25 protein-coding genes are annotated in these 22,622 nt (G+C 63.2%); 10 read left to right on the top strand and 15 right to left on the bottom strand.

Annotated elements, in window-relative coordinates:
* The first annotated feature begins 58 nt into the window (after positions 1-58).
* The 3 genes from fumC to AAD018_RS07180 are packed head-to-tail and all read left to right on the top strand — an operon-like array spanning position 59 to position 1,835.
* Positions 59-1,450 carry a class II fumarate hydratase gene (gene fumC, locus AAD018_RS07190; RefSeq protein WP_367314819.1) on the top strand — a complete coding sequence of 464 codons (1,392 nt, stop codon included), beginning with the start codon at positions 59-61 and terminating at the stop codon, positions 1,448-1,450.
* On the top strand, positions 1,447-1,623 hold the full coding sequence (locus tag AAD018_RS07185) for a DUF4169 family protein (protein ID WP_367314818.1): 177 nt from the start codon (positions 1,447-1,449) through the stop codon (positions 1,621-1,623). Before fumC ends, AAD018_RS07185 begins: the two co-directional genes overlap by 4 nt.
* Positions 1,620-1,835, top strand: a complete 216-nt coding sequence (locus AAD018_RS07180) for a ribbon-helix-helix domain-containing protein (RefSeq protein WP_367314817.1) — start codon at positions 1,620-1,622, stop codon at positions 1,833-1,835. Before AAD018_RS07185 ends, AAD018_RS07180 begins: the two co-directional genes overlap by 4 nt.
* Here AAD018_RS07180 and AAD018_RS07175 read toward each other — a convergent pair.
* The 3 genes from AAD018_RS07175 to AAD018_RS07165 all read right to left on the bottom strand — a co-directional run bounded on the left by AAD018_RS07175 (position 1,832) and on the right by AAD018_RS07165 (position 5,275).
* Positions 1,832-3,190: a cytochrome P450 gene (locus AAD018_RS07175; RefSeq protein ID WP_367314816.1), complete on the bottom strand. Its 1,359-nt coding sequence runs from the start codon at positions 3,188-3,190 to the stop codon at positions 1,832-1,834. The genes AAD018_RS07180 and AAD018_RS07175 overlap by 4 nt on opposite strands.
* Complete coding sequence (locus tag AAD018_RS07170) at positions 3,187-4,455, bottom strand: hypothetical protein (protein WP_367314815.1); 1,269 nt, start codon at positions 4,453-4,455, stop codon at positions 3,187-3,189. Before AAD018_RS07170 ends, AAD018_RS07175 begins: the two co-directional genes overlap by 4 nt.
* A gap of 64 nt (positions 4,456-4,519) precedes the next feature.
* Positions 4,520-5,275 carry a cytochrome c biogenesis CcdA family protein gene (locus AAD018_RS07165; protein ID WP_367314814.1) on the bottom strand — a complete coding sequence of 252 codons (756 nt, stop codon included), beginning with the start codon at positions 5,273-5,275 and terminating at the stop codon, positions 4,520-4,522.
* A gap of 93 nt (positions 5,276-5,368) precedes the next feature.
* On the opposite strand from AAD018_RS07165, the gene AAD018_RS07160 reads away from it, so the two are divergent.
* On the top strand, positions 5,369-5,599 hold the full coding sequence (locus AAD018_RS07160) for a sulfurtransferase TusA family protein (RefSeq protein ID WP_367314813.1): 231 nt from the start codon (positions 5,369-5,371) through the stop codon (positions 5,597-5,599).
* A 40-nt stretch (positions 5,600-5,639) separates the two neighbouring features.
* Here AAD018_RS07160 and AAD018_RS07155 read toward each other — a convergent pair whose 3' ends face one another.
* The 8 genes from AAD018_RS07155 to purC form a co-directional block, all read right to left on the bottom strand.
* Positions 5,640-8,288: an Rne/Rng family ribonuclease gene (locus tag AAD018_RS07155; protein WP_367314812.1), complete on the bottom strand. Its 2,649-nt coding sequence runs from the start codon at positions 8,286-8,288 to the stop codon at positions 5,640-5,642.
* Positions 8,289-8,899: 611 nt separating this feature from the next.
* Positions 8,900-9,688, bottom strand: coding sequence for an alpha/beta fold hydrolase (locus tag AAD018_RS07150; protein WP_367314811.1), 789 nt, complete (start codon positions 9,686-9,688; stop codon positions 8,900-8,902).
* Between the two features lie 95 nt (positions 9,689-9,783).
* Positions 9,784-11,115, bottom strand: a complete 1,332-nt coding sequence (locus tag AAD018_RS07145; protein ID WP_367314810.1) for a sigma-54-dependent transcriptional regulator — start codon at positions 11,113-11,115, stop codon at positions 9,784-9,786.
* 5 nt (positions 11,116-11,120) lie between these two features.
* Entirely contained in the window at positions 11,121-12,869 is a 1,749-nt protein-coding gene (locus AAD018_RS07140) for a sensor histidine kinase (RefSeq protein WP_367314809.1), read from the bottom strand.
* 31 nt (positions 12,870-12,900) lie between these two features.
* Positions 12,901-13,569: a phosphoribosylformylglycinamidine synthase subunit PurQ gene (gene purQ / locus AAD018_RS07135; protein ID WP_367314808.1), complete on the bottom strand. Its 669-nt coding sequence runs from the start codon at positions 13,567-13,569 to the stop codon at positions 12,901-12,903.
* 11 nt (positions 13,570-13,580) lie between these two features.
* A complete protein-coding gene (locus AAD018_RS07130; RefSeq protein ID WP_367314807.1) occupies positions 13,581-14,618 on the bottom strand; it encodes a zinc-dependent alcohol dehydrogenase family protein in 1,038 nt (345 codons plus the stop codon).
* The gene (gene purS, locus AAD018_RS07125; RefSeq protein WP_367314806.1) at positions 14,618-14,902 is read right to left on the bottom strand and encodes a phosphoribosylformylglycinamidine synthase subunit PurS; all 285 of its coding nucleotides are present in this window, start codon (positions 14,900-14,902) and stop codon (positions 14,618-14,620) included. Before purS ends, AAD018_RS07130 begins: the two co-directional genes overlap by 1 nt.
* A gap of 73 nt (positions 14,903-14,975) precedes the next feature.
* Positions 14,976-15,737 (bottom strand): phosphoribosylaminoimidazolesuccinocarboxamide synthase, encoded by a 762-nt coding sequence (gene purC, locus AAD018_RS07120; RefSeq protein WP_367314805.1) that lies wholly within the window; start codon positions 15,735-15,737, stop codon positions 14,976-14,978.
* A 128-nt stretch (positions 15,738-15,865) separates the two neighbouring features.
* On the opposite strand from purC, the gene AAD018_RS07115 reads away from it, so the two are divergent.
* Together AAD018_RS07115 and bmt are read left to right on the top strand one after the other, a co-directional pair.
* On the top strand, positions 15,866-16,180 hold the full coding sequence (locus AAD018_RS07115) for a DUF1476 domain-containing protein (RefSeq protein ID WP_367314804.1): 315 nt from the start codon (positions 15,866-15,868) through the stop codon (positions 16,178-16,180).
* Between the two features lie 153 nt (positions 16,181-16,333).
* Positions 16,334-17,341 carry a betaine--homocysteine S-methyltransferase gene (gene bmt / locus AAD018_RS07110; RefSeq protein WP_367314803.1) on the top strand — a complete coding sequence of 336 codons (1,008 nt, stop codon included), beginning with the start codon at positions 16,334-16,336 and terminating at the stop codon, positions 17,339-17,341.
* A gap of 74 nt (positions 17,342-17,415) precedes the next feature.
* Here the strand turns inward: bmt and AAD018_RS07105 are convergent, their stop codons facing one another.
* Positions 17,416-18,507: a PA0069 family radical SAM protein gene (locus AAD018_RS07105; RefSeq protein WP_367314802.1), complete on the bottom strand. Its 1,092-nt coding sequence runs from the start codon at positions 18,505-18,507 to the stop codon at positions 17,416-17,418.
* A 146-nt stretch (positions 18,508-18,653) separates the two neighbouring features.
* Here AAD018_RS07105 and AAD018_RS07100 point away from each other — a divergent pair, with 146 nt between their 5' ends.
* Positions 18,654-19,358: a corrinoid protein gene (locus AAD018_RS07100; protein ID WP_367314801.1), complete on the top strand. Its 705-nt coding sequence runs from the start codon at positions 18,654-18,656 to the stop codon at positions 19,356-19,358.
* A gap of 115 nt (positions 19,359-19,473) precedes the next feature.
* Complete coding sequence (locus AAD018_RS07095; protein ID WP_367314800.1) at positions 19,474-19,665, top strand: hypothetical protein; 192 nt, start codon at positions 19,474-19,476, stop codon at positions 19,663-19,665.
* Between the two features lie 38 nt (positions 19,666-19,703).
* Here the strand turns inward: AAD018_RS07095 and AAD018_RS07090 are convergent, their stop codons facing one another.
* The gene (locus AAD018_RS07090; protein WP_367314799.1) at positions 19,704-20,207 is read right to left on the bottom strand and encodes a hypothetical protein; all 504 of its coding nucleotides are present in this window, start codon (positions 20,205-20,207) and stop codon (positions 19,704-19,706) included.
* A 97-nt stretch (positions 20,208-20,304) separates the two neighbouring features.
* On the opposite strand from AAD018_RS07090, the gene AAD018_RS07085 reads away from it, so the two are divergent.
* Positions 20,305-20,985 (top strand): DUF1638 domain-containing protein, encoded by a 681-nt coding sequence (locus AAD018_RS07085; protein ID WP_367315204.1) that lies wholly within the window; start codon positions 20,305-20,307, stop codon positions 20,983-20,985.
* A 188-nt stretch (positions 20,986-21,173) separates the two neighbouring features.
* Here the strand turns inward: AAD018_RS07085 and AAD018_RS07080 are convergent, their stop codons facing one another.
* Positions 21,174-21,602, bottom strand: coding sequence for a SufE family protein (locus AAD018_RS07080; protein WP_367314798.1), 429 nt, complete (start codon positions 21,600-21,602; stop codon positions 21,174-21,176).
* Positions 21,603-21,737: 135 nt separating this feature from the next.
* Here AAD018_RS07080 and AAD018_RS07075 point away from each other — a divergent pair, with 135 nt between their 5' ends.
* Positions 21,738-22,208, top strand: a complete 471-nt coding sequence (locus AAD018_RS07075; RefSeq protein WP_367314797.1) for a hypothetical protein — start codon at positions 21,738-21,740, stop codon at positions 22,206-22,208.
* On the opposite strand, the gene AAD018_RS07070 is transcribed toward AAD018_RS07075, so the two are convergent.
* Positions 22,205-22,504, bottom strand: a complete 300-nt coding sequence (locus AAD018_RS07070; RefSeq protein WP_367314796.1) for an excalibur calcium-binding domain-containing protein — start codon at positions 22,502-22,504, stop codon at positions 22,205-22,207. The genes AAD018_RS07075 and AAD018_RS07070 overlap by 4 nt on opposite strands.
* Positions 22,505-22,622: the final 118 nt, after the last annotated feature.

The following is a 22,622-nucleotide window of genomic DNA, read 5'->3' as shown; positions in this document are numbered from 1 at the left end:
ACCCCGCCCTGCCCTCTCGTAGATCGCAGGGGACCTTTCAAGACCGGGGAGCCTTCAGATGACCGACACGCGCACCGAGACCGATAGCTTCGGCCCGCTGGAGGTGCCCTCTGACAAATATTGGGGCGCGCAGACACAACGTTCTTTGATGAATTTCCCCATCGGTTGGGAGAAGCAGCCGGTTGCGATCATCAGGGCTTTGGGCGTGATCAAGAAGGCCTGCGCACAAGCCAACAAGGACCGCGGAAAGCTTGAGGATCGCATCGCAGATGCCATGATCGAGGCGGCGGGCGAAGTGGTCGACGGCAAGCTGGATGCGCATTTTCCGCTTGTGGTCTGGCAGACGGGATCGGGCACACAGTCGAACATGAACGCAAACGAGGTCATCGCGAACCGGGCGATCGAGATCCTCGGAGGAACGATTGGATCCAAGGATCCCGTCCATCCGAACGATCACTGCAATATGGGGCAATCCTCGAACGATACCTTCCCGACGGCGATGCATATCGGGGTGGCGATGATGGCGCGCGATGTCCTGCTACCGGGGCTCGAGACGCTCCATAAGGCGCTGGAAGCTAAGGTCGCGGCCTTCGAGGGGATCATCAAGATCGGGCGCACGCATACGATGGATGCGACGCCGCTCACGCTGGCGCAGGAATTCTCGGGCTATGCCCATCAGGTCGCCATGGGGATCGAAAGGGTGAAAGCCGCGCTTCCCCGGATTTACGAGTTGGCACAAGGCGGAACGGCTGTTGGCACAGGTCTGAACACGCCCATCGGTTGGGGCGAGGACGTCGCGGACCGGATGGCCGAGATCACCGGCCTGCCCTTCGTGACCGCGCCCAACAAGTTCGAAGCGCTGGCCGCCCATGACGCCATGGTCGAGATATCGGGTGCTCTTAAGGTCGTGGCGGTCTCGCTCTTCAAAATCGCCAACGACATCCGTCTTCTGGGGTCCGGGCCGCGCTGCGGTTTGGGGGAGCTGAGGCTGCCGGAGAACGAACCAGGCTCATCGATCATGCCGGGTAAGGTGAACCCAACGCAATGTGAGGCACTCACTCAGGTCTGCGCCCATGTGTTGGGCAATGATGCGGCTGTGGGCTTTGCCGGATCGCAAGGGCATTTCGAGCTCAACGTCTATAAACCGATGATGGCCTATAACGTGCTGCAATCCATGCAGCTTCTGGGCGATGCGGCTGTGGCCTTTACCGACAATTGCGTCAGCGGGATCGAGGCGGATGAGACACGGATCGACAAGCTGATGCGCGAAAGCCTGATGCTCGTGACCGCCTTGGCGCCCGAGATTGGCTATGACAACGCAACGACGGTGGCCAAGACAGCCCACAAAAACGGCACGACGTTGAAGGAAGAAGCGGTGAAGCTGGGCTTTGTCGACGAAGAGACCTTTGACAAGGTCGTCCGGCCCGAAGAGATGATCGGGCCGAAATGAGCGTCGTCAGTCTGAACCAGCGCCGTACGGCGAAAGCCAGGGTGGACAGAAAAGCCAAGGCGGATGAGAATTCGGTTCGCTTCGGCCGGACCAAGGCCGAACGGGAGCTTGAGACCGCGCAAGAGCGAACGGCGCAGGCCAAACTCGACGGGCATCGCCGCGAGCCGGAATGAGCGGGCGGCCCGTCAAGCGATCCCTGACGCTGCGCGGACACCGGACAAGCGTTTCACTGGAAGATGAGTTCTGGCGCGCCTTCCGCGAGATTGCCGCCCGAGACGAACGCGCGATCAACGAGCTAGCGGCCGAGATTGATGCGGCACGCGGCGATATCGGATTGGCCTCCGCGATCCGGATCTACGTCCTTAAAGATGCTCAGGCGCACTAGTCGCGCGGTGTCAGGCGCAGCCAGATACCATCCTTCGCGCGGACCGTAAGATGGGCGACAGGCACCGGAATCCGATCCGCGACAGCCTCGATCTTGAACCTAGCGGTGATCATCGCCAGAAGCAGCACGCCTTCTGCCATGGCAAATCCCGCCCCCGTACAGACCCGGCGGCCTGCTGAGAATGGGATGTAGGCGTTCCGCTGACATTCCTTGCCATTCTCCGTCTGCCAACGGGCCGGATCGAAGGCGTCCGGATCCTCCCAAAGGCGGTTCTGACGATGAAGATGCCACGGAGAAAGGACGATCTGCGATCCCGTGGGCACTGTCCGGTTTCGAAAAGTCTCCGGTCCGGAGGCCTCACGCACCATCATCGGCACTGGCGGATAGAGGCGAAGCGCCTCTCGAAATACGTCACGCGTGACCTTGAGCTTGGAGAGGTCTGCAAAGGCAGGATCGCCTCCCAACGCCTGTCCTTCGGCGGCAATTTTGTCCTGCCACTCCGGCGCTTCGGCCAGAAGATAAAGCGTCCAAGCCAGCGCGGAGGCGCTGGTCTCATGTCCTGCGAGAAAGAAGATCGCGACCTGATCGACCATCTCCTCGGTCGAAAAGGTATCGCCGGTTTCCGGATCGCGCGCGGTCATGATCTTGGTGGCCAGATCGTCGGGAGCGGCTCCAGCCTCGATCGCCGCCGCTCGCTCGGCGGTCAGATCGGTGATGAGCCGGCGGATCTTGCGGGCACTCGCGCGGGTCTTGCCGCTAAAGAAACGCGGCACCCATCTGGGGACAGGCACAAAGGCGGCGAGGTTCAGGATAGGCTGGCTGCGCTGATAGGCCTTGAATTCATGGAAGACTTCTGAGGCGATCTGATGATCGATGGGGATCGAAAAGAGCGTGCGGAAGATCACATCGGCGGCGGCATGACTGGTTTCGGCCTCGATCTCGAACGGGGTGCCGTTTGCCTGTCCCTCTAATCGGCTCACGGCGGCACGGGCGGCGTCCACCATCGCGGGGAAGGTATCGCGAAGGCGCCCGCCCTCGAAAGCCGGATCGATGAGGCGGCGCTGGCGTTCCCAGATTGCCCCGTTCGTCAGGAAGACGCTGTTTCCTAAAAGCGGGCGCAGCCCTTCGCCGATGCGTTCCGATTTCGGAAAATCCTCAGGCGCCTCCTTGAGGACGCGGCGAACCAGCGACGGATCATTGATCATAAAACTGCGGAAGAACGGAGTTTTGAACTCTGCCATCCAGGCCCGATAGAGACGCTTGGGCTGGGCGGAGAGGATGTCCTGCCGGAAAAGCTGCAGATACCGCCAGAGCGACACACGGTCGGGTCGCGCCGGCGGCTTTGGAGGGATCATGCGGCTTTGGACGTATATTTCGAAGCGGCGACGTCGATGCGGGAACTTGAGGATTCGCGATCCACATAGCGGTCGGCAAGCGTCTGAGGTCCGGCGGTGATCTTGAAGTAATCGTAGTCGCGCGGTTTGTCGAAAGCGCAAAGGTATTGGAAATGCAGCCGGAAGAAGCGCCAGCGCAGCTTGGACCAAGTCTCTTCGCTGAGTGACATGGTGAAGGCAGCCGACATGACGATCGGCCATTTCTGACTTTCGGACGCCATGCCGGAGACCGCGACCGGATCGCAAAGCGCGAAGCAGCAGCCATCACCGGGGGCGGTGACGTCGAGCCAAAAGATCTCCTCGCGCTGTGACAGGAAGGCGAGATCTGCCCGAAGCTGTCCGCCGCGCGGCAGAAAGGTAATCATGGGCACGACCTCGCCCAGCGTCAGAAGCGCCAGCTTTGGACCGTTGGCCGGAACCGACCCGTTGCGGATCAGATCGGAGAGGATCGAGATCGCGAGATGCGCGCCGGAGGAGTGGCCAACCACGAGAACCTCGTCGACCTCGTCGGTCAGCGCGGTTGCGATCACCCCGCGAAACGCGTCCATCCGGTCCTGCAGATCGGGCGGGGTCGCGCCTTTGAGACTGGCCGAATAGGCGTAGTCGTGCATCAGGTAATAGGCGTAGAGGCGGTGATCCTGCGACTTGAACCAGCGCAGGATCAGGGCGGCCCCAGCCATAAAGAGCCCCCAGCCTGCGACCCAGGTCATCCAGGCCCAGCCACCCTGAAGCCAGATCGGCCAATCGATGCCCATGGAGCTGTTGATCGAAGATCCGATCCCGCTGACGATGGAGAGCAGGATTGAGGGGATCAGGCAGGCTACGACGAGCTGCAGCAACAGCATGCCCACCGGATAGAGAGCGGCAATCACCGGCCCTTTGCGCAGCCACATCATGCGGCGCAGCGCGTCGGAGGACAGGTAGGTCCAAGAGGTACGGAAAAGTTGTTTGTACGTCGCCCAGATCGTATCTGGCATGGATTTGCGGACAATATCAGACCAGACCAGCACCTCGATATCGGCGCGTGAGGTCTGACCTTCCATCTGTGCTGCGACACCCCAGCCATAGCCGTCCTCGCGCGCTCGCTCGGTCATCTCGATCTGGTAGCCCGAGATCTTGGCCTGAAGAGCGCTTTCGGTGCGATAAAGCTCGCGGTATCGCCGGGCGGGGAATGGATCGTAGCCGGGGATGTAGAAGACCCGGCGGCGACGGACGGGATTGGACATGTCGTTCGGAACGCCTCTTGTTGCAGGCGCAGCATAGACAGGTCTTCGCCTTCGGGAAAAGGGGTCAGCCGAACGTTGCGAGCGCAGGGAAGCGTTCAAGCAACCACCACGAGAAGGCGGTGAACTGTCCGGTGACCATCATCAGACCCACCGTCCAGAGAAGAAGGCCGCTGATCCGCTCGATCCGGTCCATGTGCCGCTTCATCCAGGACATCGCTCCGGTCAGCCTTGGAAAGAAGGCCGCGACGAGCAAAAATGGGATACCGAGGCCAAGCGCGTAGAAGGCCAGAAGGGCCGTTCCGCGGGTGATGCTGGCTTCGGAGGCGGCGAGATTGAGGATCGTGCCAAGGATCGGACCGAGGCACGGTGTCCAGCCAAAGGCGAAGGCCAGCCCCAGCACATAAGCGCCGATGATAGATCCGCCTTTGTCCTCGACATCCATCCGGGCCTCCTGATCGAGAAAGCGGATCCGGTAGATCCCGAGGAAATGCGCCCCGAAGATCATAATGATGATGCCTGCGCCGATAACGAAATAATCCTGATATTGCAGGAACATGCGCCCCAATGCTGAAAACGCGAGACCCAGCAGTAGGAAGACCGTCGACAGGCCCAGCACAAAAAGACCGGCCGCCATCAGAACGCGGCGCCGCGCGGCGCGCGATTCGGCCATGTCCGTCACGCTGACCCCGCCCATATAGGCCAGATAAGGCGGCACAATCGGCAAGACGCAGGGGCTGAGGAACGACAGCAGTCCCCCCGCCATCGCGATCAGGATCGCGGGCAGGAGCGTGGCATCGAGAAGGGTATTGGCGTCGAGCATAAGATCCGCTTACGCGGGATTTTGCGCGGCGTCACCCGTCCGGCCGTCACGAGAGCGTGGACGGCCTGTAACATCCCGGCTAGATCAGGGGTCATGTCCTATGATGATGATCTCGATGCGGCGGGTCTGCTCTGCCCGCTTCCGGTTCTCAAGGCGCGCAAGCGGCTGGCCGGATTAGCGAAAGGTCAGGTCCTGCGCGTCCGAGCTGACGATCCGGCGGCCGTGGTCGACATTCCGCATTTTTGCAGTGAGGCCGGGCATCTGTTGCTCGAGCAGGATCTTGAGCAGGAGCCGCAGATCTACCTGATCCGCAAAGGGGGGTAGAGGCCCCGGCTCAAGGCCGGGGCGACTTTGTACGGGGCGTTTAGCGACCTAAGGACCACCAGCCGCGGCGCTTGGGTTTGTCCGCGGCATCCGCTTCGGCGCTGGCATCTGCTGTGACGGGCTCCGGAGCCGGTTCAGGCGCAGGTTTAGCCTTTGAAACGCGGGTTCGGCGGCGCTTGGGCGGCTCTGCCGTGGCCTCCTCTGCGACAGGCTCGGGTTTGACCTCGTCCACGGCCTCAACGACCTCTTGTGGCGTGGCATCCTGAATGGTCGCTGGCTCTTCGGAGACTGCTACAGGCTCAGGCTCTTTCGGAGCTTCGCTGGCTTCGGGAGCGACGTCCGCCTCGACCTTGTCCGCCTTGGGTTTGCGGGTCCGGCGACGGCGCTTGGGTTTCTCTTCTGGGGTTTCCTCGCCTGCCGGTGCGTCTTCTGCGTCGGTCGCAGGCGATGCCTCCTGAGCCTCCATAGCGGTTTCGGCTTCTGCATCAGCGTCCGCAGGAGCCTGCTCTTCAGCCGCTCCATCCTGCTGGTGCTCTGAGGATGGCCCATCTGCGTTGCCGTTTCCGCGACGACGGCGACGGCGGCGGCGGCGCTTCTTAGGCCGCTCTTCCTCGTCAGAAGTCTCAGCGGTCTCGGCGACCTGTTCCTCTTCGTCCTGCTCCACCTCGGGCTCTTCCTCGAGATCCGACATTAGCGATGCATCGCCCGAGACGAAATTGACCGGCGCTTCGGCGACAACGCGCGTTGCGGTCTTGAACTTTTCGAGCTGGAAGTCAGGCGAGATGATCGAAGGATCGCCCTCGATCCGGACGGACAGGCCAAAGCGGCCCTCGATCTGCGCGATGTTCTCGCGTTTTTCGTTGATGAGATAGTTCGCGATGGAAACCGGCGCCTTGACCAGGACCTCCTTGCATTTGCCGCGCACCCCTTCCTCTTCGAGCTGGCGCAGGATGGCGAGAGCGGTGCTGTCGTCCGAGCGAAGAAGGCCGGTGCCGTGGCAATGGGGGCATGGCTGTGTCGTCGCCTCGAGCATGCCGGGACGCAGGCGCTGGCGCGACATCTCCAGCAGACCGAAGCCAGAGATGCGGCCCACCTGAATGCGGGCGCGGTCGGTTTTCAGCTTATCTTTCAGACGTTTCTCGACCGCCGTGTTGTTACGGCGCTCGTCCATATCGATGAAATCGATGACGATCAAACCGGCCAGATCGCGCAGGCGCAGCTGGCGAGCAACCTCTTCGGCGGCCTCCAGATTGGTCTTGAGCGCCGTCTGTTCGATCGAACCTTCTTTGGTCGCGCGGCCCGAATTGACGTCGATGGCGACGAGCGCCTCGGTCACGCCGATCACGATGTAGCCGCCCGAGGGGAGCTGCACCGTCGGGTTGAACATAGCCGCGAGCGTGGTTTCGACCTGATAGCGCGCAAAAAGCGGCAGGCCGTCGCCGTAGCGTTTCACGTTCTTGGCATGGGACGGCATGATCATCTTCATGAAGTCCTTGGCCGTCCGGTAGCCTTCCTCGCCCTCGACATGGATCTCGTCGATGTCGCGATTATAAAGATCGCGGATCGAGCGTTTGATCAGGTTGCCCTCTTCGTAAATCTTGGCGGGCGCGATGGATTTGAGCGTCAGCTCGCGAATCTGTTCCCACAGCCGCTGGAGATATTCGTAGTCGCGCTTGATCTCGGACTTGGTGCGCTTGGCGCCTGCGGTCCGGACGATCAGGCCCGCGCCGTCGGGCACTTCGATTTCGTTGGCAATTTCCTTCAGCTTCTTGCGGTCAGCGGCATTCGTGATCTTGCGAGAGATGCCGCCGCCACGAGCGGTGTTCGGCATCAGAACGCAATATCTGCCCGCAAGAGACAAATAAGTGGTTAAGGCAGCGCCCTTGTTACCGCGCTCTTCCTTGACGACCTGTACAAGGAGGATCTGGCGAACCTTGACGACCTCCTGAATCTTATATCGCTTCGGGCGGGCTTTGCGGACCGGACGGATGTCCTCGCTGTCATCCTCGTCCGCGACGGATTCGATGTCGTCGTCTTCCGCGTCCTCTTCGGAGGGCGGCTGGGTGATCTCTTCCCTGGCCTCGGCCGGGGAACCATTCTCAGACGGCTCCTCAGTCGTAGCTTCTTGATTCTCGGAGGTTTCTTCAGCCTTCGCGCTTTCGGCGGCGGCCTCGCTTTCCTCGCGGCTTTCGATCTTGATCGGAACGAAGCCTTCGGGCGGCATGGTTAGCTCGAGCGGCTCGTTGACCTTGTCGGGATCGGGCTCTTCGAAGGTTTCCATCCCGTGGATGTCTTCGGTGGTGACCGCGTCATCCGCCTTGGTTTCAGCCGCTTTCGTGCGACTGCGGCGGCGGCGCTTGGGCTTGGGTTTTTCCTCTTCCTCCTCGCGCTGGCTTTCGGCGTAGGCGCGTTCCTCGGCGATCAGCGCTTCGCGATCGGCGACGGGGATCTGGTAGTAGTCGGGATGGATTTCCGAGAAGGCCAGAAAGCCATGGCGATTGCCGCCATATTCGATGAAAGCGGCCTGCAAAGACGGCTCTACACGGGTGACCTTGGCAAGGTAGATATTGCCGGCAAGTTGCCGTTTTTGTTGGGATTCGAAGTCAAACTCCTCGAGCTTGTTCCCGTCTACCACCACGACGCGGGTTTCCTCCGCGTGGGTGGCGTCGATTAGCATTTTCTTTGGCATGATGTCCGTTCGCACACGCCTCCCGCCTGCCCGATGGGGGCGAGAAAAAGGGAGGGGCATGTCTGATTGGGGCGAGATACGCGCCGTCGACGGAGGGGGCCGGTGCGGCCCCTGCCCTGTCGATCTGTCTTTGCGCGCGTTCCATCGCGGTTCTTCTCCGACGCGACCGGCCTTTGGCGGTGCGCCCAGTTAAATACCTGATTTCCTTGGAATATCAGGCGGTTCGTGAGCGGCGCAAAATCCCTGTTCAGGGGAGCCGCCTAATCGGTCCGGGGCGGGACGAAAGATCCATCACAGCCGCCGGCGAAACTCATACGGGCCGAGTTCGGCCTCTTCGCCTACTTAAGGGGGCGATATGGCAAATGACAATGGGCAATGTGTGAATGGGCGGAGACCGGGCGCGGCGGTGGCGATTTCGACTCGAAGGTTAACAGCGATTTTTGCCCGAAATCGGGCCTGCGGCATCCGGGCGGCATCACGTCGGCATATGGGAGGAGGCAGTGACGCGCCCTCCCGGGGTTAATCCTGCGCACGGTGCGATAACGATTTGGATCAGACGGCTTGCGGCCAGCGACTCATAAGCGGGGGCTTATGGGCTGCGAAATCCGGGTCTAGGCCGCCTGGGAGCGGGCCTGTTCGGGAGGATGCAGATCCGCCGGAAGCGGGGTCTGGTCGAGCCAGGCGCGGACGGTATGCGTGAAAAGCGCCTCATGGCTGGCGGGCCAGCCGTGACCGCCCGGTGCGATGAGGCCGATGGCGCCTGGCACCTGCCGGGGGATCTGGGCGACGGCCTTTTTGATCGTCTTCTGCTCTTTTTCGCCGGCCATGATCAGGCAGGGCGTGCCGATCTCGGTCAGGCGGTCGCGGATGTCGAAGCGGACGGCGATGCGGCTGATGGCGCGCAGGGTTGCGGCGTCGGAGGGGGCGTCGTCGGAGGGCCACCAAGAGGAAGTCTCGGGGATGCCGAGCGACTTGAAGGCCTGCCGGCGCGGCCAGGCAAAGGTCATGAGCGGCGCGATGAGATCGCCGAGCGGGATCATCCACCACGCGCCTTTGAGCGGTTCGATCTGAAAGCTGGTGAGCAAGGCCCGCTCGACCCGGTCCGGGTGGCGTAAAAGCAGCATCATGCCGGTATAGGCGCCGAGCGAATAGCCCATCACGGGAAGCGGGTCGGTGATCCCGGCTGCGTCAAGCGCGCGGGCGACCTCGTCGGCGGCGGCCTCGATGGTGGTCAGCGGGATATGGGCGCTGTCCCCGAAGCCGGGAAGATCCGGGCAGATGACGCGGTAGCCGGGAAGCGCCTTGGCGAGCCCCTCCCAGTTTCTGCCGGTCGCGTTGCCGGGATGAAGGAAGAGAACGGGAGGGGCGGATTCCGCGCCGTATATATTTAGCTTCAGCATGAATGGCTCCGATAAAAAAAGGGCGGGAGCCACGTCCCACCCTGTCTTTCATCTATGAGACGTGCGCTGCCGTTTTTAGGGCCGCGCGCCCTGCCCTAGAGATAATCGGCGCGCTGGAGGCCGTATTTCGCCATCTTCTCGTTCAGGGTCCGGCGGGGCAGTTGAAGCTCTTCCATGACGTTGACGATGGAGCCGCGGTGGCGGCGCATCGTGTTGTCGATCAGCATACGCTCGAAGGCTTCGACATATTCCTTGAGCGGTTTGCCCTCGGTCGTCATGACCGGCTGGGTCTCTTCGTTGTCGGCCATCAGCAGGGATGCGATGGTGCCCGTGCCGCGCCGGTTTTGCAGGACGGCGCGTTCGGCGACGTTGATCAGCTGGCGGACATTGCCGGGCCACGGGGCCTGGAGAAGCTGGGCGGCTTCTTGCGCTGAAACCTCAGGGGCATCGCAGCCATATTCGTCCGAGAATTGCTCGGACAGGCGGGTGAAGAGCGACAGGATATCCTCGCCGCGCTGGCGCAGTGGCGGGACGGTGATCTTGAGCGCGGCGAGCCGGTAGTAGAGATCGGGGCGCAGCGCATCCTCGCAGGTGCGGCCCTCGTCCTGAAGGTTGCAGATGGCGACGATGCGGGTTTCGGCAGGCGTGCCCTGATCGTTGATCACCTGCAGAAGGCGCGCCTGAAGCGCGGGGCTGAGCGCCTCGATATCCTCGAGAACCAGCGTGCCGCCGCGCGCCTCTTCGACGAGGGGGAGCGGATCGTCGGCCTGGGCCGGGCCGAAGAGCTTTTTGGAGAGTTGCTCTTCTTCATAGGCGCCGCAGGAGAGCAGCAGGAACTTCTTGGTGGCGCGCGCGCCGACGGCATGAAGCGCGTGGGCCACGAGCGTCTTGCCGGTCCCCGTCTCGCCGTCGATCAAGACATGGCCGTCGGCCTGGCCAAGATCGAGGATATCCTCCTTGAGGCGCTGCATGACGGGGGACGCGCCGATCAGCTTTTTCATGATCGCGCTGCCATCGGACAGCTCGCGGCGCAGCGCGCGGTTGTCGAGCGTCAGGCGGCGGGCCTGCGTGGCTTTTTTGGCCAGCTCGGTCATCCGGTCGGGATTGAAAGGCTTTTCGAGGAAATCGTAGGCCCCGACGCGCATCGCCTCGACCGCCATGGGCACATCGCCATGGCCGGTGATCATGATGACGGGGAGCGCGCTGTCGACGCTCATGATGCGCTTGAGGAAGGCCATTCCGTCCATGCCGGGCATCTTGATATCCGAGACCACGACGCCGGGATAATCGTTGCCGAGCCCCTTGAGCGCATCTTCGGCGGAGGGAAAGGTTTCGGTGTCGAAGCCGGAGAGCGCCAGCCATTGGCTGATCGATTGGCGCATGTCCTGTTCGTCGTCCACAATCGCTATTTTCATAGCCTGTGCCATTGGAGTTACTCCGCTGCTTGTGCCCCGGCCTGATAGACCGGGAGCCGAACTTCAAAGACCGCCCCGCCGTCGGGGACATTGCGTGCGGTCAGTCGTCCACCGAAGTCGTTGACGATGCCGGAGGAGATGGCAAGGCCAAGTCCGACGCCGTCGCCGGGCTGTTTGGTGGTGTAGAACGGCTCGAAGAGGCTATCGAGATCCTCGATCCCCGTGCCGTTATCGCGGATGCCAAGCGTCACCGTCTCGCCTTCGGCCAGAAGGATTTCGATGGCGGCGTCCTTCTGGCCCTTGGTGGCATCCAGCGCATTGCGCAGAAGGTTGATGATGACCTGTTCCAGCCGAAGCCTGTCACCCAGCACAATGACCGGATGATCGGGTAACGTGCGGGTGATCGCGACGTCCCGCTCGCGCAGTTGCGGCTCCATCATCGCCAGCGCCGAAGAGATGGCGGCCCGTGTATCCATGGGCTCGAACGCCTCGCCGCCCTTGCGCGCGTAGGATTTGAGCTGCCGTGTGATCGCGCCCATCCGTTCGATCAGATCGTCGATCCGCTGGAAGGAGGACAGCGCCTCGTCACTGCGCTTGCGCTGGAGCAGCAGCTTGGCACCGGCGAGATAGGTTTTCATCGCAGCGAGCGGCTGATTGAGCTCGTGGCTGACGGCGGCAGACATCTCGCCCAGGGCCGCCAGTTTCGAGGTCTGGGCGACCGTTTGCTCCGCCGTCTGGAGGTCCTTTTCCACCTTCTGACGTTCGGCGATTTCCCGCTGGAGCCGCATGTTCAACTGGCGAAGCTCTGCCGATTCGCGCTGGAAGATCGCGAGCCGGGACGCGGTCTTTCGGCTGGTCATCCAGAAGAGCAGCGCGAGCAGAATCGCAAAGCCCATGATCTCGAGCGCGAGAACCGAGTTCACCCGCTCGCGCACGCCCGCATAGGTCTTGAAGGAGGCGATCTTCCAGCCCTGGAACGGCACGCGCGCCTCGGTGCGCATGACCGCATCGCCGCGCAGATAGGCCTCTCGCGGGAGCACGGACCAGTCGACGGTCGAGCGGATCGCCCGTTCGATGGCCGATGGCGCCGAGGCGCGGTTCAGCGCCTCATCGACGCTCAAGCCGCGCCAGCGCCCTTCGGTCGCAAGGATGATGCGGCCGCTGCTATCGGTGACGAGGACTGCGTCATTGGTGCTGGCCCAGGACCGCTCGAGCCGGGCGAGATCGACCTCGACATAGATAACGCCGACCGCGTTGCCCGCGAAATCGACCCGGCGCGAATAGATGAAGGCATAGCCCGGTGTCTCCCGCTCGGCGACGTTGAAGACCGTCCATTCGGCACGCAGCGCGCTGACGAAGAAGGGCGCCTGCCGGTGGGTCTCTCCCAGCCGGGTGCGGTCGGTGGAGGCCACGACCTGCCCGTCCCGGTCGAGCAGCATCAGCGAGGCGGCCGCGCTTTCATCGGTGAAGGACAGCAGCCGCTGGGTCGTCTGGGAATAATCGCCGGAATTGAGCGCGCCGATCAGCGTCGGGTTCTGGGCCAGAAGCTGCGGCGTGTTCTGGGCGCTGCGCAGCTCGGCCACCAGATTGCCCGCATAGAGCGTCAGATCGATCTCGGCGCGTTGGCGCGTGCGCTCGGTGAAGCGCTCGGTCAGCATCACATTGGTGAACCAGATCGCCGCGATTGCCGCGATAAGCAGCACCACAAGGGCAATCCGCTGAGGCCAGACCCGAGGGCCAGGCCGGGGGGCAGGCAGTTCCGACATTGATCTATGCTACGCCCGCGGGGCCTTTGGCTCAAGCGTCGGCAAGCTGCGCGGTCAGCGCGGCAAAAAGAAGCGCACCGTCCTGCCCGCCGAGGGCCGCATCGGCGGCGCGTTCGGGATGGGGCATCATTCCCAGGATGCGGCGGTTTTCAGACAGGATCCCGGCGATGTCGCGCACCGATCCGTTGGGATTGGCGGCATAGGTGAAGGCGATGCGAGCCTCGCCCTCGAGCCGGGCGAGCGTTTCGGGATCGGCCTGATAATTGCCGTCGTGATGGGCGATGGGGATGTCGATCCCCTGCCCGTCCTTGTAACGGGCGGTAAAGGGGCTGTCCGTCGTGGCGACCGTCAGCCGCTCGGTCCGGCACAGGAAAGTGAGCCGCGCATTGCGCATCAGCACGCCGGGCAAAAGCCCTGTTTCGGTCAGGATCTGAAAGCCGTTGCAGACGCCGAGCACGTAGCCTCCGCGCTCGGCATGGGCGCGCAGGGCCGAACAGATCGGCGCATTGGCCGCGATGGCCCCGCAGCGCAGATAGTCGCCGAACGAAAAGCCACCCGGGACGGCCACCAGATCGGTGCCCTCCGGAATGCGGTCGTCCTTGTGCCAGACCATAGTGACATCGGCCCCCGCCTGATGCAGGGCGACGGCCATGTCGCGATCGCAGTTGGAGCCCGGGAAGACAAGGACGGCGGCTTTCATGGGATGTCTCTTCAGTTGAGGAAATCGGTGATAACGGCAGTGCCGGGCGGTGCAGGCCCGTTGAACAGCGCCAGTTCGTCGCTGACATCGCTCAGTCGCACTTCGCGGGCAATCAGCGGCGTAATATCGACGCGGCCCGCCTCAATCAGGCCCAGCAGGCTGGGATAGCGCCAAGGCGGCATGCCGCGTGTGCCGTAAAGCGCGAGGTTGCCCGCATAGACGGCGGCCATGTTGACCTCCATCCGGGCGGTGTGTCCAACGGGCATGCCGACTTGAACGTGGCGGCCCAGCGGGCGCAGGCACTCCAGCGAGGCATTGACGGTCTCAGGGATGCCAAGTGCCTCGACGCTGACATGGGCGCCGCCGCCGGTCGCCTCGCGGATCTCGGCGGCGATATCGCCCTGCCGGGCGTCAAAGGCCGCCTCGGCGCCAAGGGCGCGGGCCAGATCCAGCTTCTCGGGCACGATATCGACGACAGCGACGCGGGCGCCAAGCGCCTGGCCCAGGATCAGCGCCGAAAGGCCGATGCCGCCGGTGCCGTGAACGGCGAGCCACTCACCCGCCTGAAGCGCCGCGCGCCCGGTCAGCGCATGCCAGGCGGTGGTCACGCGGCAGCCCAGACCGGCGGCCAGCTTGGGCTCGAGGCTGTCAGGCAGGCGCGATAGATTGTGATCGCGCGGCACGGCAATGTATTCGGCAAAAGCGCCCGGCTCGATGAACCCCGGAAGGCGCTGGTCGGGACAGGTCGTCTGCTCTCCTGCGCGGCAGGAAGGGCAGGTTCCGCAGGCCAGGATGAACGGCGCGATCAGCACATCTCCCTTGTCGAACTGCGCATCCGCTCCGGCCTCGACCACCTCGCCGCAATATTCATGGCCGCCGATCTGGCCGGGTTTGACGCGCGGATGCTCTCCGGTCCAGCCGTGCCAGTCGGACCGGCAGATGCCGCAGGCCAGCACCTTGAGGACAACGCCATCGGGCGGGCAGTCCGGATCGGACACGTCCTCGATCGAGAGCGGCGCGTTATACTCCCGCAGGACCGCCGCGCGCATCAGGCGGCGTCCGGCCCGCCGCGCTCTTCGGCGCCTGAGGTTGGAACGGGCGCGCCGGGCAGCTCGATCCGATAGCTCTCGATGACGGTATTGGCGAGCAGCTTGCGGCACATCTCATCGACCTGCGCCTCGGTCGTGCCCGGGGCCAGATCCAGCTCGATCACCTTGCCCTGCCGCACGCCGGTCACACCTTCAAAGCCAAGCGATCCGAGCGCATGGCGGATCGCCTCCCCTTGCGGATCGAGCACGCCGTCTTTCAGCATTACATGAACTCTGGCCTTCATCTCGCCCCCTTCGCCTGCAGCGGTGCGAACCGCCGCCCTTTCATCTTGTCATAAATATGCAAAATCCCACGCCTCAATTGATCAGCGTCGGCCGGGTCATGGGAGTGGCATTGGCCGGAAGCACGCCCAGACGGCGGGCGACCTCGGTATAGGCGTCGGCCAGATCGCCCAGATCGCGGCGGAAGACATCCTTGTCGAGCTTCTGGCCGGTCTCGATATCCCACAGGCGGCAGCTGTCGGGGCTGATTTCGTCGGCGACGATCAGGCGCTGGAAGTCGCCGTCCCAGACCCGTCCGATCTCGATCTTGAAGTCGACCAGCTTGATACCGACACCATACATCAGGCCAGACATGAAGTCGTTCACGCGCAGCGCCAGCGCCACCATATCGTCGAGATCCTGCTGGGAGGCCCAGCCGAAGGCGAAGATATGCTCTTCGCTGACCAAAGGATCGCCCAGCTTGTCGTCCTTGAGGCAGAATTCCACGATGGGACGCGGCAGGGTCGATCCCTCTTCCAGTCCCAGCCGCGTCGCAAGCGTTCCGGCGGCCAGGTTGCGCACGATGACCTCGAGCGGGATGATCTCGACCTGGCGGACAAGCTGCTCGCGCATGTTCAGCCGCTTGAGAAAATGCGTCGGCACGCCGATGGCGCCGAGACCGGTCATGAAGAATTCGGACAGACGGTTGTTCAGGACGCCCTTGCCTTCGATCACGTCGCGCTTTTCGGCGTTGAAGGCCGTCGCATCGTCCTTGAAATACTGGACATAGGTGCCGGGCTCGGGCCCTTCATATAGGATCTTTGCCTTGCCTTCATAGACTTTCTTGCGTCGTGCCATCCGGGCTCCCTCGATGTCGCGGGCGACCGCCGCGAACCGCTGCGTGATACGCGCTTGTCCCCTTGCGGGCAAGCGCCCGGAGGGTCATATCTGGGGATAGCAGCAGTTCTGACCGGGAGCCCGACCACATGTCCAATTTCAGCGACCGCGAAAAGGCGTTCGAGAACAAATACGCCCATGACGCCGAGATGCAGTTCAAGGCCGAGGCGCGGCGCAACAAGCTTTTGGGTTTGTGGGCCGCTGAGAAGCTTGGCAAATCGGGCGATGATGCGCAGGCCTATGCCCGCGAGGTGATCAAGGCGGATTTCGAAGAAGCGGGCGACGAGGATGTCTATCGCAAGGTGTCGGGCGATCTGGGCGACAAGGCCCCGGAGGCCGAAATCCGCGCGAAGATGAAAGAGCTGATGGCCGAAGCGAAGGCGCAGATCCTGTCCGAGGCGTGAGCTTTGAGCGGGGTGAAGAATTTTAGCTAAAATTCTTTCTTCTTTGGGGGGCAAAATTCTTCTGCGAAGAATTTTGGCGCCTGTTGCCAGCCTCATGTTCGTGTTGAAAATTATGAGCTGGATTTGATCCCGCAGACATGTCACCCGGGCGCCATGACCGATCTTCTGACTTCTCTTCTGACCGACCGCGACTGGCTTCTGGCCGATGGCGCGACGGGGACCACGCTCTTCAATATGGGGCTCGAGGCGGGTGATGCGCCCGAGCTTTGGAACGTGGATCATCCGGACCGGATCACCGCGCTTTATTCCGGCGCCGTCGAGGCGGGAAGCGATCTGTTTCTGACCAATACCTTTGGCGCCAATGCCTCGCGGCTGAAGCTGCACAGTGCGGAGGGCCGCGTGGGCGAGCTGAACCGGGCGGGGGCCCAGATTGGCCGCGATGTCGCGGACAAGGCGGGGCGGCCGGTTGTCGTGGCGGGTTCAGTGGGGCCGACCGGAGAGATCATGGCGCCGATGGGTACGCTCACCCATGAGGATGCGGTCGAGATCTTCCATGAGCAGGCCGAGGGGCTGAAGGCAGGCGGCGCGGATGTGCTTTGGGTCGAGACGATCAGCGCGGCCGAGGAGATGAAGGCGGCCGCCGAGGCGTTTGCTCTGGCCGAGATGCCGTGGTGCGGCACGATGAGTTTTGACACGGCAGGCCGCACAATGATGGGTCTGACCTCGGCCAAGATGGCGCGGATGATGGCGCGGCTGCCTAATCCGCCCGCCGGTTTCGGAGCCAATTGCGGGGTCGGCGCGTCGGATCTTCTTAGGACGGTTCTGGGCTTCGATGGCGCCGAGCTGCCGGTGATCGCCAAGGGCAATGCGGGCATTCCGAAATACGTGGACGGGCATATTCACTACGACGGCACGCCCGAGCTGATGGCCGATTATGCGGTGCTGGCGCGCGATTGCGGCGCGCGGATCATCGGCGGGTGCTGCGGGACGACGCAAGAGCATCTGCGGAAGATGCGGGCTGCTTTGGAGACGGTGCCGACGGGTCCCAGGCCCGATCTTGCGACGATCGAGGCGCGGCTGGGCGGATTCTCTTCGGCGTCGGACGGCACGGATGGAGCCGGGCCACCCGCCCGCAAAACGCGGCGGCGGGCGCGGGCCTGACTTTCCTGCCTATCGGCGAGGGTCGGATCTTGAGTATTTATGGCCAGATGAAGGGAGATCCGCGCGGTGCCCTGTCAGAAGAGGCTCAGCTGATCGCCGGCGCGCGGCGGCAAGGCGAAGAGATCCGTTCTGAGCGGCGGCAGCTGGCTGGCCAGACCGTTGCGGCGCGCGGCGATGGCGAAGCGGTGGGTCATCAGGCGGGCCCAGTGACCCTGCCCCGTGAAACGCTTGCCCCATTCGGCATCGTAGAGCTTGCCGCCGTGAAGCTCGCACACGCGGTTCAGGATGCGGTTTGCACGGTCCGGGAATTGCTCGGTCAGCCAGTCGGAGAAGAGACCCGCAACCTCTTGCGGCAAGCGCAGCAGGATCGAACTGGCGGCGATTGCGCCATGGGCAGCGGCGGCCTTGAGGATGGCCTCGACCTCATGATCGGTGAGCGCGGGAATGATCGGAGAGACCATGACGCGCACGTCGCAGCCCGCCTCGGTCAGGGTGCGCATCGCCTTCAGGCGGCGGGCGGGGGACGGCACGCGCGGCTCCATCGCGCGGGCGGTTTTGGCGTCGAGCGTCGTGACCGAGAGGCCGACGCGGGCAAGGCCCTTGCGGCCCATCCGGCCCAGGATGTCGGCGTCGCGTTCGATAAGTGTGCCTTTGGTCGCGATGGCGACAGGGTGGTTGTAGGCTTCGAGCACTTCGAGAATGGCGCGCATGATGCCGCGATCGCGTTCGATCGGCTGGTAGGCGTCTGTATTGGTGCCGATGGCGATCGTGGCGGGCCGGTAGGAGGGTTTGCGCAGCTCGCGCTCCAGCACGTCGGGGGCGTCGGGCCGCGCGATCAGGCGGGTTTCGAAGTCGAGCCCGGGCGACAGGCCCAGATAGGCATGGGTGGGGCGCGCAAAGCAATAGATGCAGCCATGCTCGCAGCCCCGGTAGGGATTGATCGACCGGTCGAAGGAGATATCGGGCGAGGCATTGCGCGTGATGACCGTGCGCGGCGTCTCGTCGGTGACCTCTGTCCGGAGCGGCGGCAGGTCTTCGGGGATGTCCCAGCCGTCATGGGCGGCTTCGCGCGCGATGCGCTCGTAGCGGTTGGTTTGATTGGTGAGCGCGCCGCGGCCTTTGCGGCGGTCGGCGGGAACGGGGACGGGAGCGGCAGCATCAGACATGGGGATAAACTGGAACGAAATGAGAACATCTGCAAGCGAAAGTCGGGGATGCAGCGGGTCATGTCGCAATTTGTCGCGTGGCGGAGGGGCCCCTCGCCCATGACTGATGGTGTAGGGTGTTGGACCGGATCGGTGAGGACAACGTGATGGCGGAAGACGACGACGATATCGTTCTGAGCGAACTTGAGGATGACGAGCTTGTCCAGCAGATGTTCGACGACCTCTATGACGGCCTGAAGGAAGAGGTCGAGGAAGGCGTCAATATCCTGCTCGGGCGCGGCTGGGAGCCCTACCGGGTTCTGACCGAGGCTCTGGTCGGCGGCATGACCATCGTCGGTAATGATTTCCGCGACGGGATCCTTTTCGTGCCGGAGGTCCTTCTGGCGGCCAACGCAATGAAGGGCGGCATGGCGATCCTCAAGCCGCTTCTGGCCGAGACCGGCGCGCCGCGTGTCGGCAAGATGGTGATCGGCACTGTGAAGGGCGATATTCACGATATCGGCAAGAACCTCGTCTCGATGATGATGGAGGGCGCCGGGTTCGAGGTGGTCGATCTGGGGATCAACAATCCTGTCGAGGCCTATCTGGAGGCACTGGAAGCCGAGGGGGCCGATATCCTCGGGATGAGCGCGCTGCTGACGACGACGATGCCTTACATGAAGGTGGTGATCGATGCGCTGGTCGAGAAAGGTCTGCGCGAGGAGTATATCGTGCTGGTTGGAGGCGCGCCGCTGAACGAGGAGTTCGGGCGCGCGATCGGGGCGGATGCCTATTGCCGGGATGCGGCCGTTGCCGTGGAGACCGCCAAGGAGTTCATGGGGCGCAAGCACAACCAGATGGCAGCAAACTAATTCAATTTGTCTGAATAAGGCGAAAATGCGGCAATAGTTTTGCAACTTTTAGGCTGCTACCTATCTTTCCTATTGAGAGCGTCTTGTGACGCATCAGGCAGGAGGAAGGATCGCCATGTTTTTTCAGACTTTTTTCATGATGCTGTTCATTGCGTTTCTGTCGACCTTTTCAGGTGTGGCCCTGTTTTTCGGTGTGATCTCGGCCATCATCGGCGGTCTTCTCGCCATCGGATCGATTGCATTTCTGCTTTATCGGGCCGATCGGCTGATCCATCGGCAGGCCGTTCGGGTCTCCGTCGAGCGGTAGGACCTGCAGCGGGACCGCTCCGCTACAGGCCAGGGTTATCAGGCTCTGGGCGCCTCGAGATAGGCGATGATCCAGCCCGCGACGATCCCGTAAAGGACGTGACCGGCCAGAGCGACCCAGGCGATGCGGGTGAAGTTCAGGAAGAACGGCACGCCGTCCGCAATGGCGGTGATCCCGCCGATGGCGAAGACCCAGAGGCCGAAGCCGTAGACGGCAGAGGCAAGGAACCACCCGGTCTGGCCGGTGACCCGCTCCCAGATCGGTCTGAAGATGAAGAGATATCCGACCGGGTATCCGATCAGGCCGACGATCACGAGATGCATGAAGATCCCCTCGGGACGGCCATTGGGAAGGCCGAATGTGCCCAGAAGGCTGCGGGCGAGACCATCGGGCGACAGGTTGCCGAGGCCGATCCAGGGCGCGATGACCTGACCCCAGATGTCGAAGGCGACGGTGGCGACCGAGCCGGCGATGATCATTAGCATCAGCGTCGATCCGGCGAGAGCGGGGAACGCTCCGGGTGTGCGGGTCTGGGGGGTCATGGCGAGGTCCTTTGCAGTGCGAGTGGCGTTGGGTACGGTGCAAGACATGGATCGGGGACGGCCCGTTCGGCAACGTGGGGTGCGACATTGTGACGGCATGGTGACGGATGTTTCAAACCGGGGTGCCGGGCCCGCGCCGCTTGATCTTCCGGAAGATGGCACGTTGCGCGAGACCGGTCTGGCGCCGTCGGGCGCGGGGCGGATCCTGATTATCGCCTGCGGAGCGCTGGCGCGAGAGATTGTTGAGCTTCGGCGCGTAAATGGCTGGGATCATGTGGATTTACAGTGTCTTCCTGCCATCCTGCACAATCATCCAGAGCGGATCGCTCCGACGGTCGAGGCGGCTGTGACGGAGCATCGCGCGGCCTATGAGGCGGTCTTCGTGGCCTATGGCGATTGCGGGACCGGAGGGGGGCTGGCGGCGCTGTGCGAGAGGCTCGGGGTCGAGATGCTCGAGGGGCCCCATTGTTACAGTTTCTTCGAAGGCAATGCGGAATTTGCGGCCCGCGATGAGATGACGGCGTTCTATCTGACCGATTTTCTGGTGCGCCAGTTCGATGCCTTCGTGTGGAAACCGCTGGGTCTGGACCGGCATCCGGAGCTTCGGGACATGTATTTCGGGAATTACGAGAGCCTCGTCTATCAGGCGCAAACGGAGGATCCGGCTTTGACGGCCTTGGCGGAGGATCATGCAGCGCGGCTGGGACTGCGGTTCGAGCGACGGTTTACGGGTTATGGGGATCTGGCGCGCGAGCTACAGGCGTTCGCGGCAGGCTGAGAGCGGGAGGTCCCGGCTCAAGGCCGGGACGCGGGGTGCGGGGTGTTTGGCGATGCGCCAAGTATTGCAACCGGGTGACCGCCGCAGTTGCTAGCGCAACCGCTTACCGGCACGCGTCACATGCGGAGCATGTGACGTAGAGCTCCCGTGTCAGGCCCGGGACGGGACAAGGAAGCTAGGTTGCCCTGTCACTCCGACGCGGTGATGTTTGCCAGGCCGCGCAGGCGGTCGACCATGGCGCGCAGGCCGTTCGAGCGTTGGGCGGACAAGTGATCGTTGAGGCCGAGACGGGCCAGTTCGGCGGGCGCGTCGACGCGCAGGGCCTCTTCGGCGCTCAGACCCGCATAAAGGGCGTGCAGGATCGCGATCAGGCCGCGGACGATCATCGCATCGCTTTCGCCTTCGAAATCGAGGGTGGCAGAGGGTCCCTCCCCCTCGATCCGGGGGACGATCCAGACCTGCGAGGCGCAGCCATTGACCTTGGTCGCGGGCACTTTGAGCGCATCGTCGAGCGGCGGCATCGCTTTGCCCAGTTCGATCACGTGGCGATAGCGATCCTCCCAGTCATCCAGAAAGTCGAACGTCTCGGCAATGTCTTCGAAGGCGGCGGTGGCCATGGGGTCGTCTCCTTTGGAGCGCCAGATGTAGGAGGCTTCCCTGTCGGCGTCCATATGGCGGTTTGACCACGCCTGCGCTTTTCAACGCAGATCGGATGAGGTAGCCCGGTCGGGCAAAAACGGGCGAGGACGAGAATGCGCGGTTTGATCTGGTGTGTGATGCTGGGAGCGGCCCTGTCGGGCTGTGCGCGTATTCAGGAATCACGGTTCAATCCGCTGAATGTCTTTTCGCCGCCGCCACCTTTGCCGGTGGAGGGGCGCAATGCGCTTTTGCCGGAGGGCCCGCAACTGGAGGCGCTCGATCCGCGCGGGGCGATCGAACAGATCACGCGCGTGGCGCTGGAGCCGGTGCCCGGCGGTGCGATCCTGCGCGCAACCGGGGTGGCCGAGGTGCAGGGCGCCTATGATGCGGAGCTGGTCCTGATCGGCCAGGATGGCGCGACGCGGGTCTATCAGTTCCGCGTGGACCGCCCGGTGGAGACGCAGGTCGGATCGGCTTTGTCGCGGCAGATCACGGTTGCCGCGCGGCTGACCAATCAGGAGCTGGCCAGCGTCGGCGCGATCCGCGTCGAAGGGCGCCGGAACGCCGCGACGGTGGGGCGTTAGCGCAGCGCCTCGCAGGCAATGCCATCCCGGTCGCGATCAAGGCCGTGTGGATCGCTGTTTCCGTTCTGCTCATAGAACCTTTGCGCCTCGCCCCAGGAGGAGAAATCGCTGCAGTTGCGGTCGATAAGGCCGCTGCGTGGGGCGGCGGAGCGGGAGGACTGGCTTGAGGAGCGGTGGCAGTGATAGGGGCGCGATCCGGCATGACAGCCTTCGGCATTCAGGCCTCCGGAATGGGCATAGGACGGGCCTGTCTGTACAGACATCGCAAGGAGCGCGGCAGTTAGATAACGGATCATCTCAAAGTCTTTCGCTTGAAAAATCTTGGTTAATGAAACGTTAAGATGTGACCCCCTTGCGGCGAGGATGTGACTATCTGAGGTAGAGGGCTGGGTTTGGGGTGAAGCTCTCGTCACC

Source organism: Aestuariibius insulae, from assembly GCF_040783535.2.
GTDB classification, from domain to species: domain Bacteria; phylum Pseudomonadota; class Alphaproteobacteria; order Rhodobacterales; family Rhodobacteraceae; genus Aestuariibius; species Aestuariibius insulae.
Note: the sequence above shows the minus strand (reverse complement) of the source record. Positions and strands in the feature narration are given on the sequence as shown.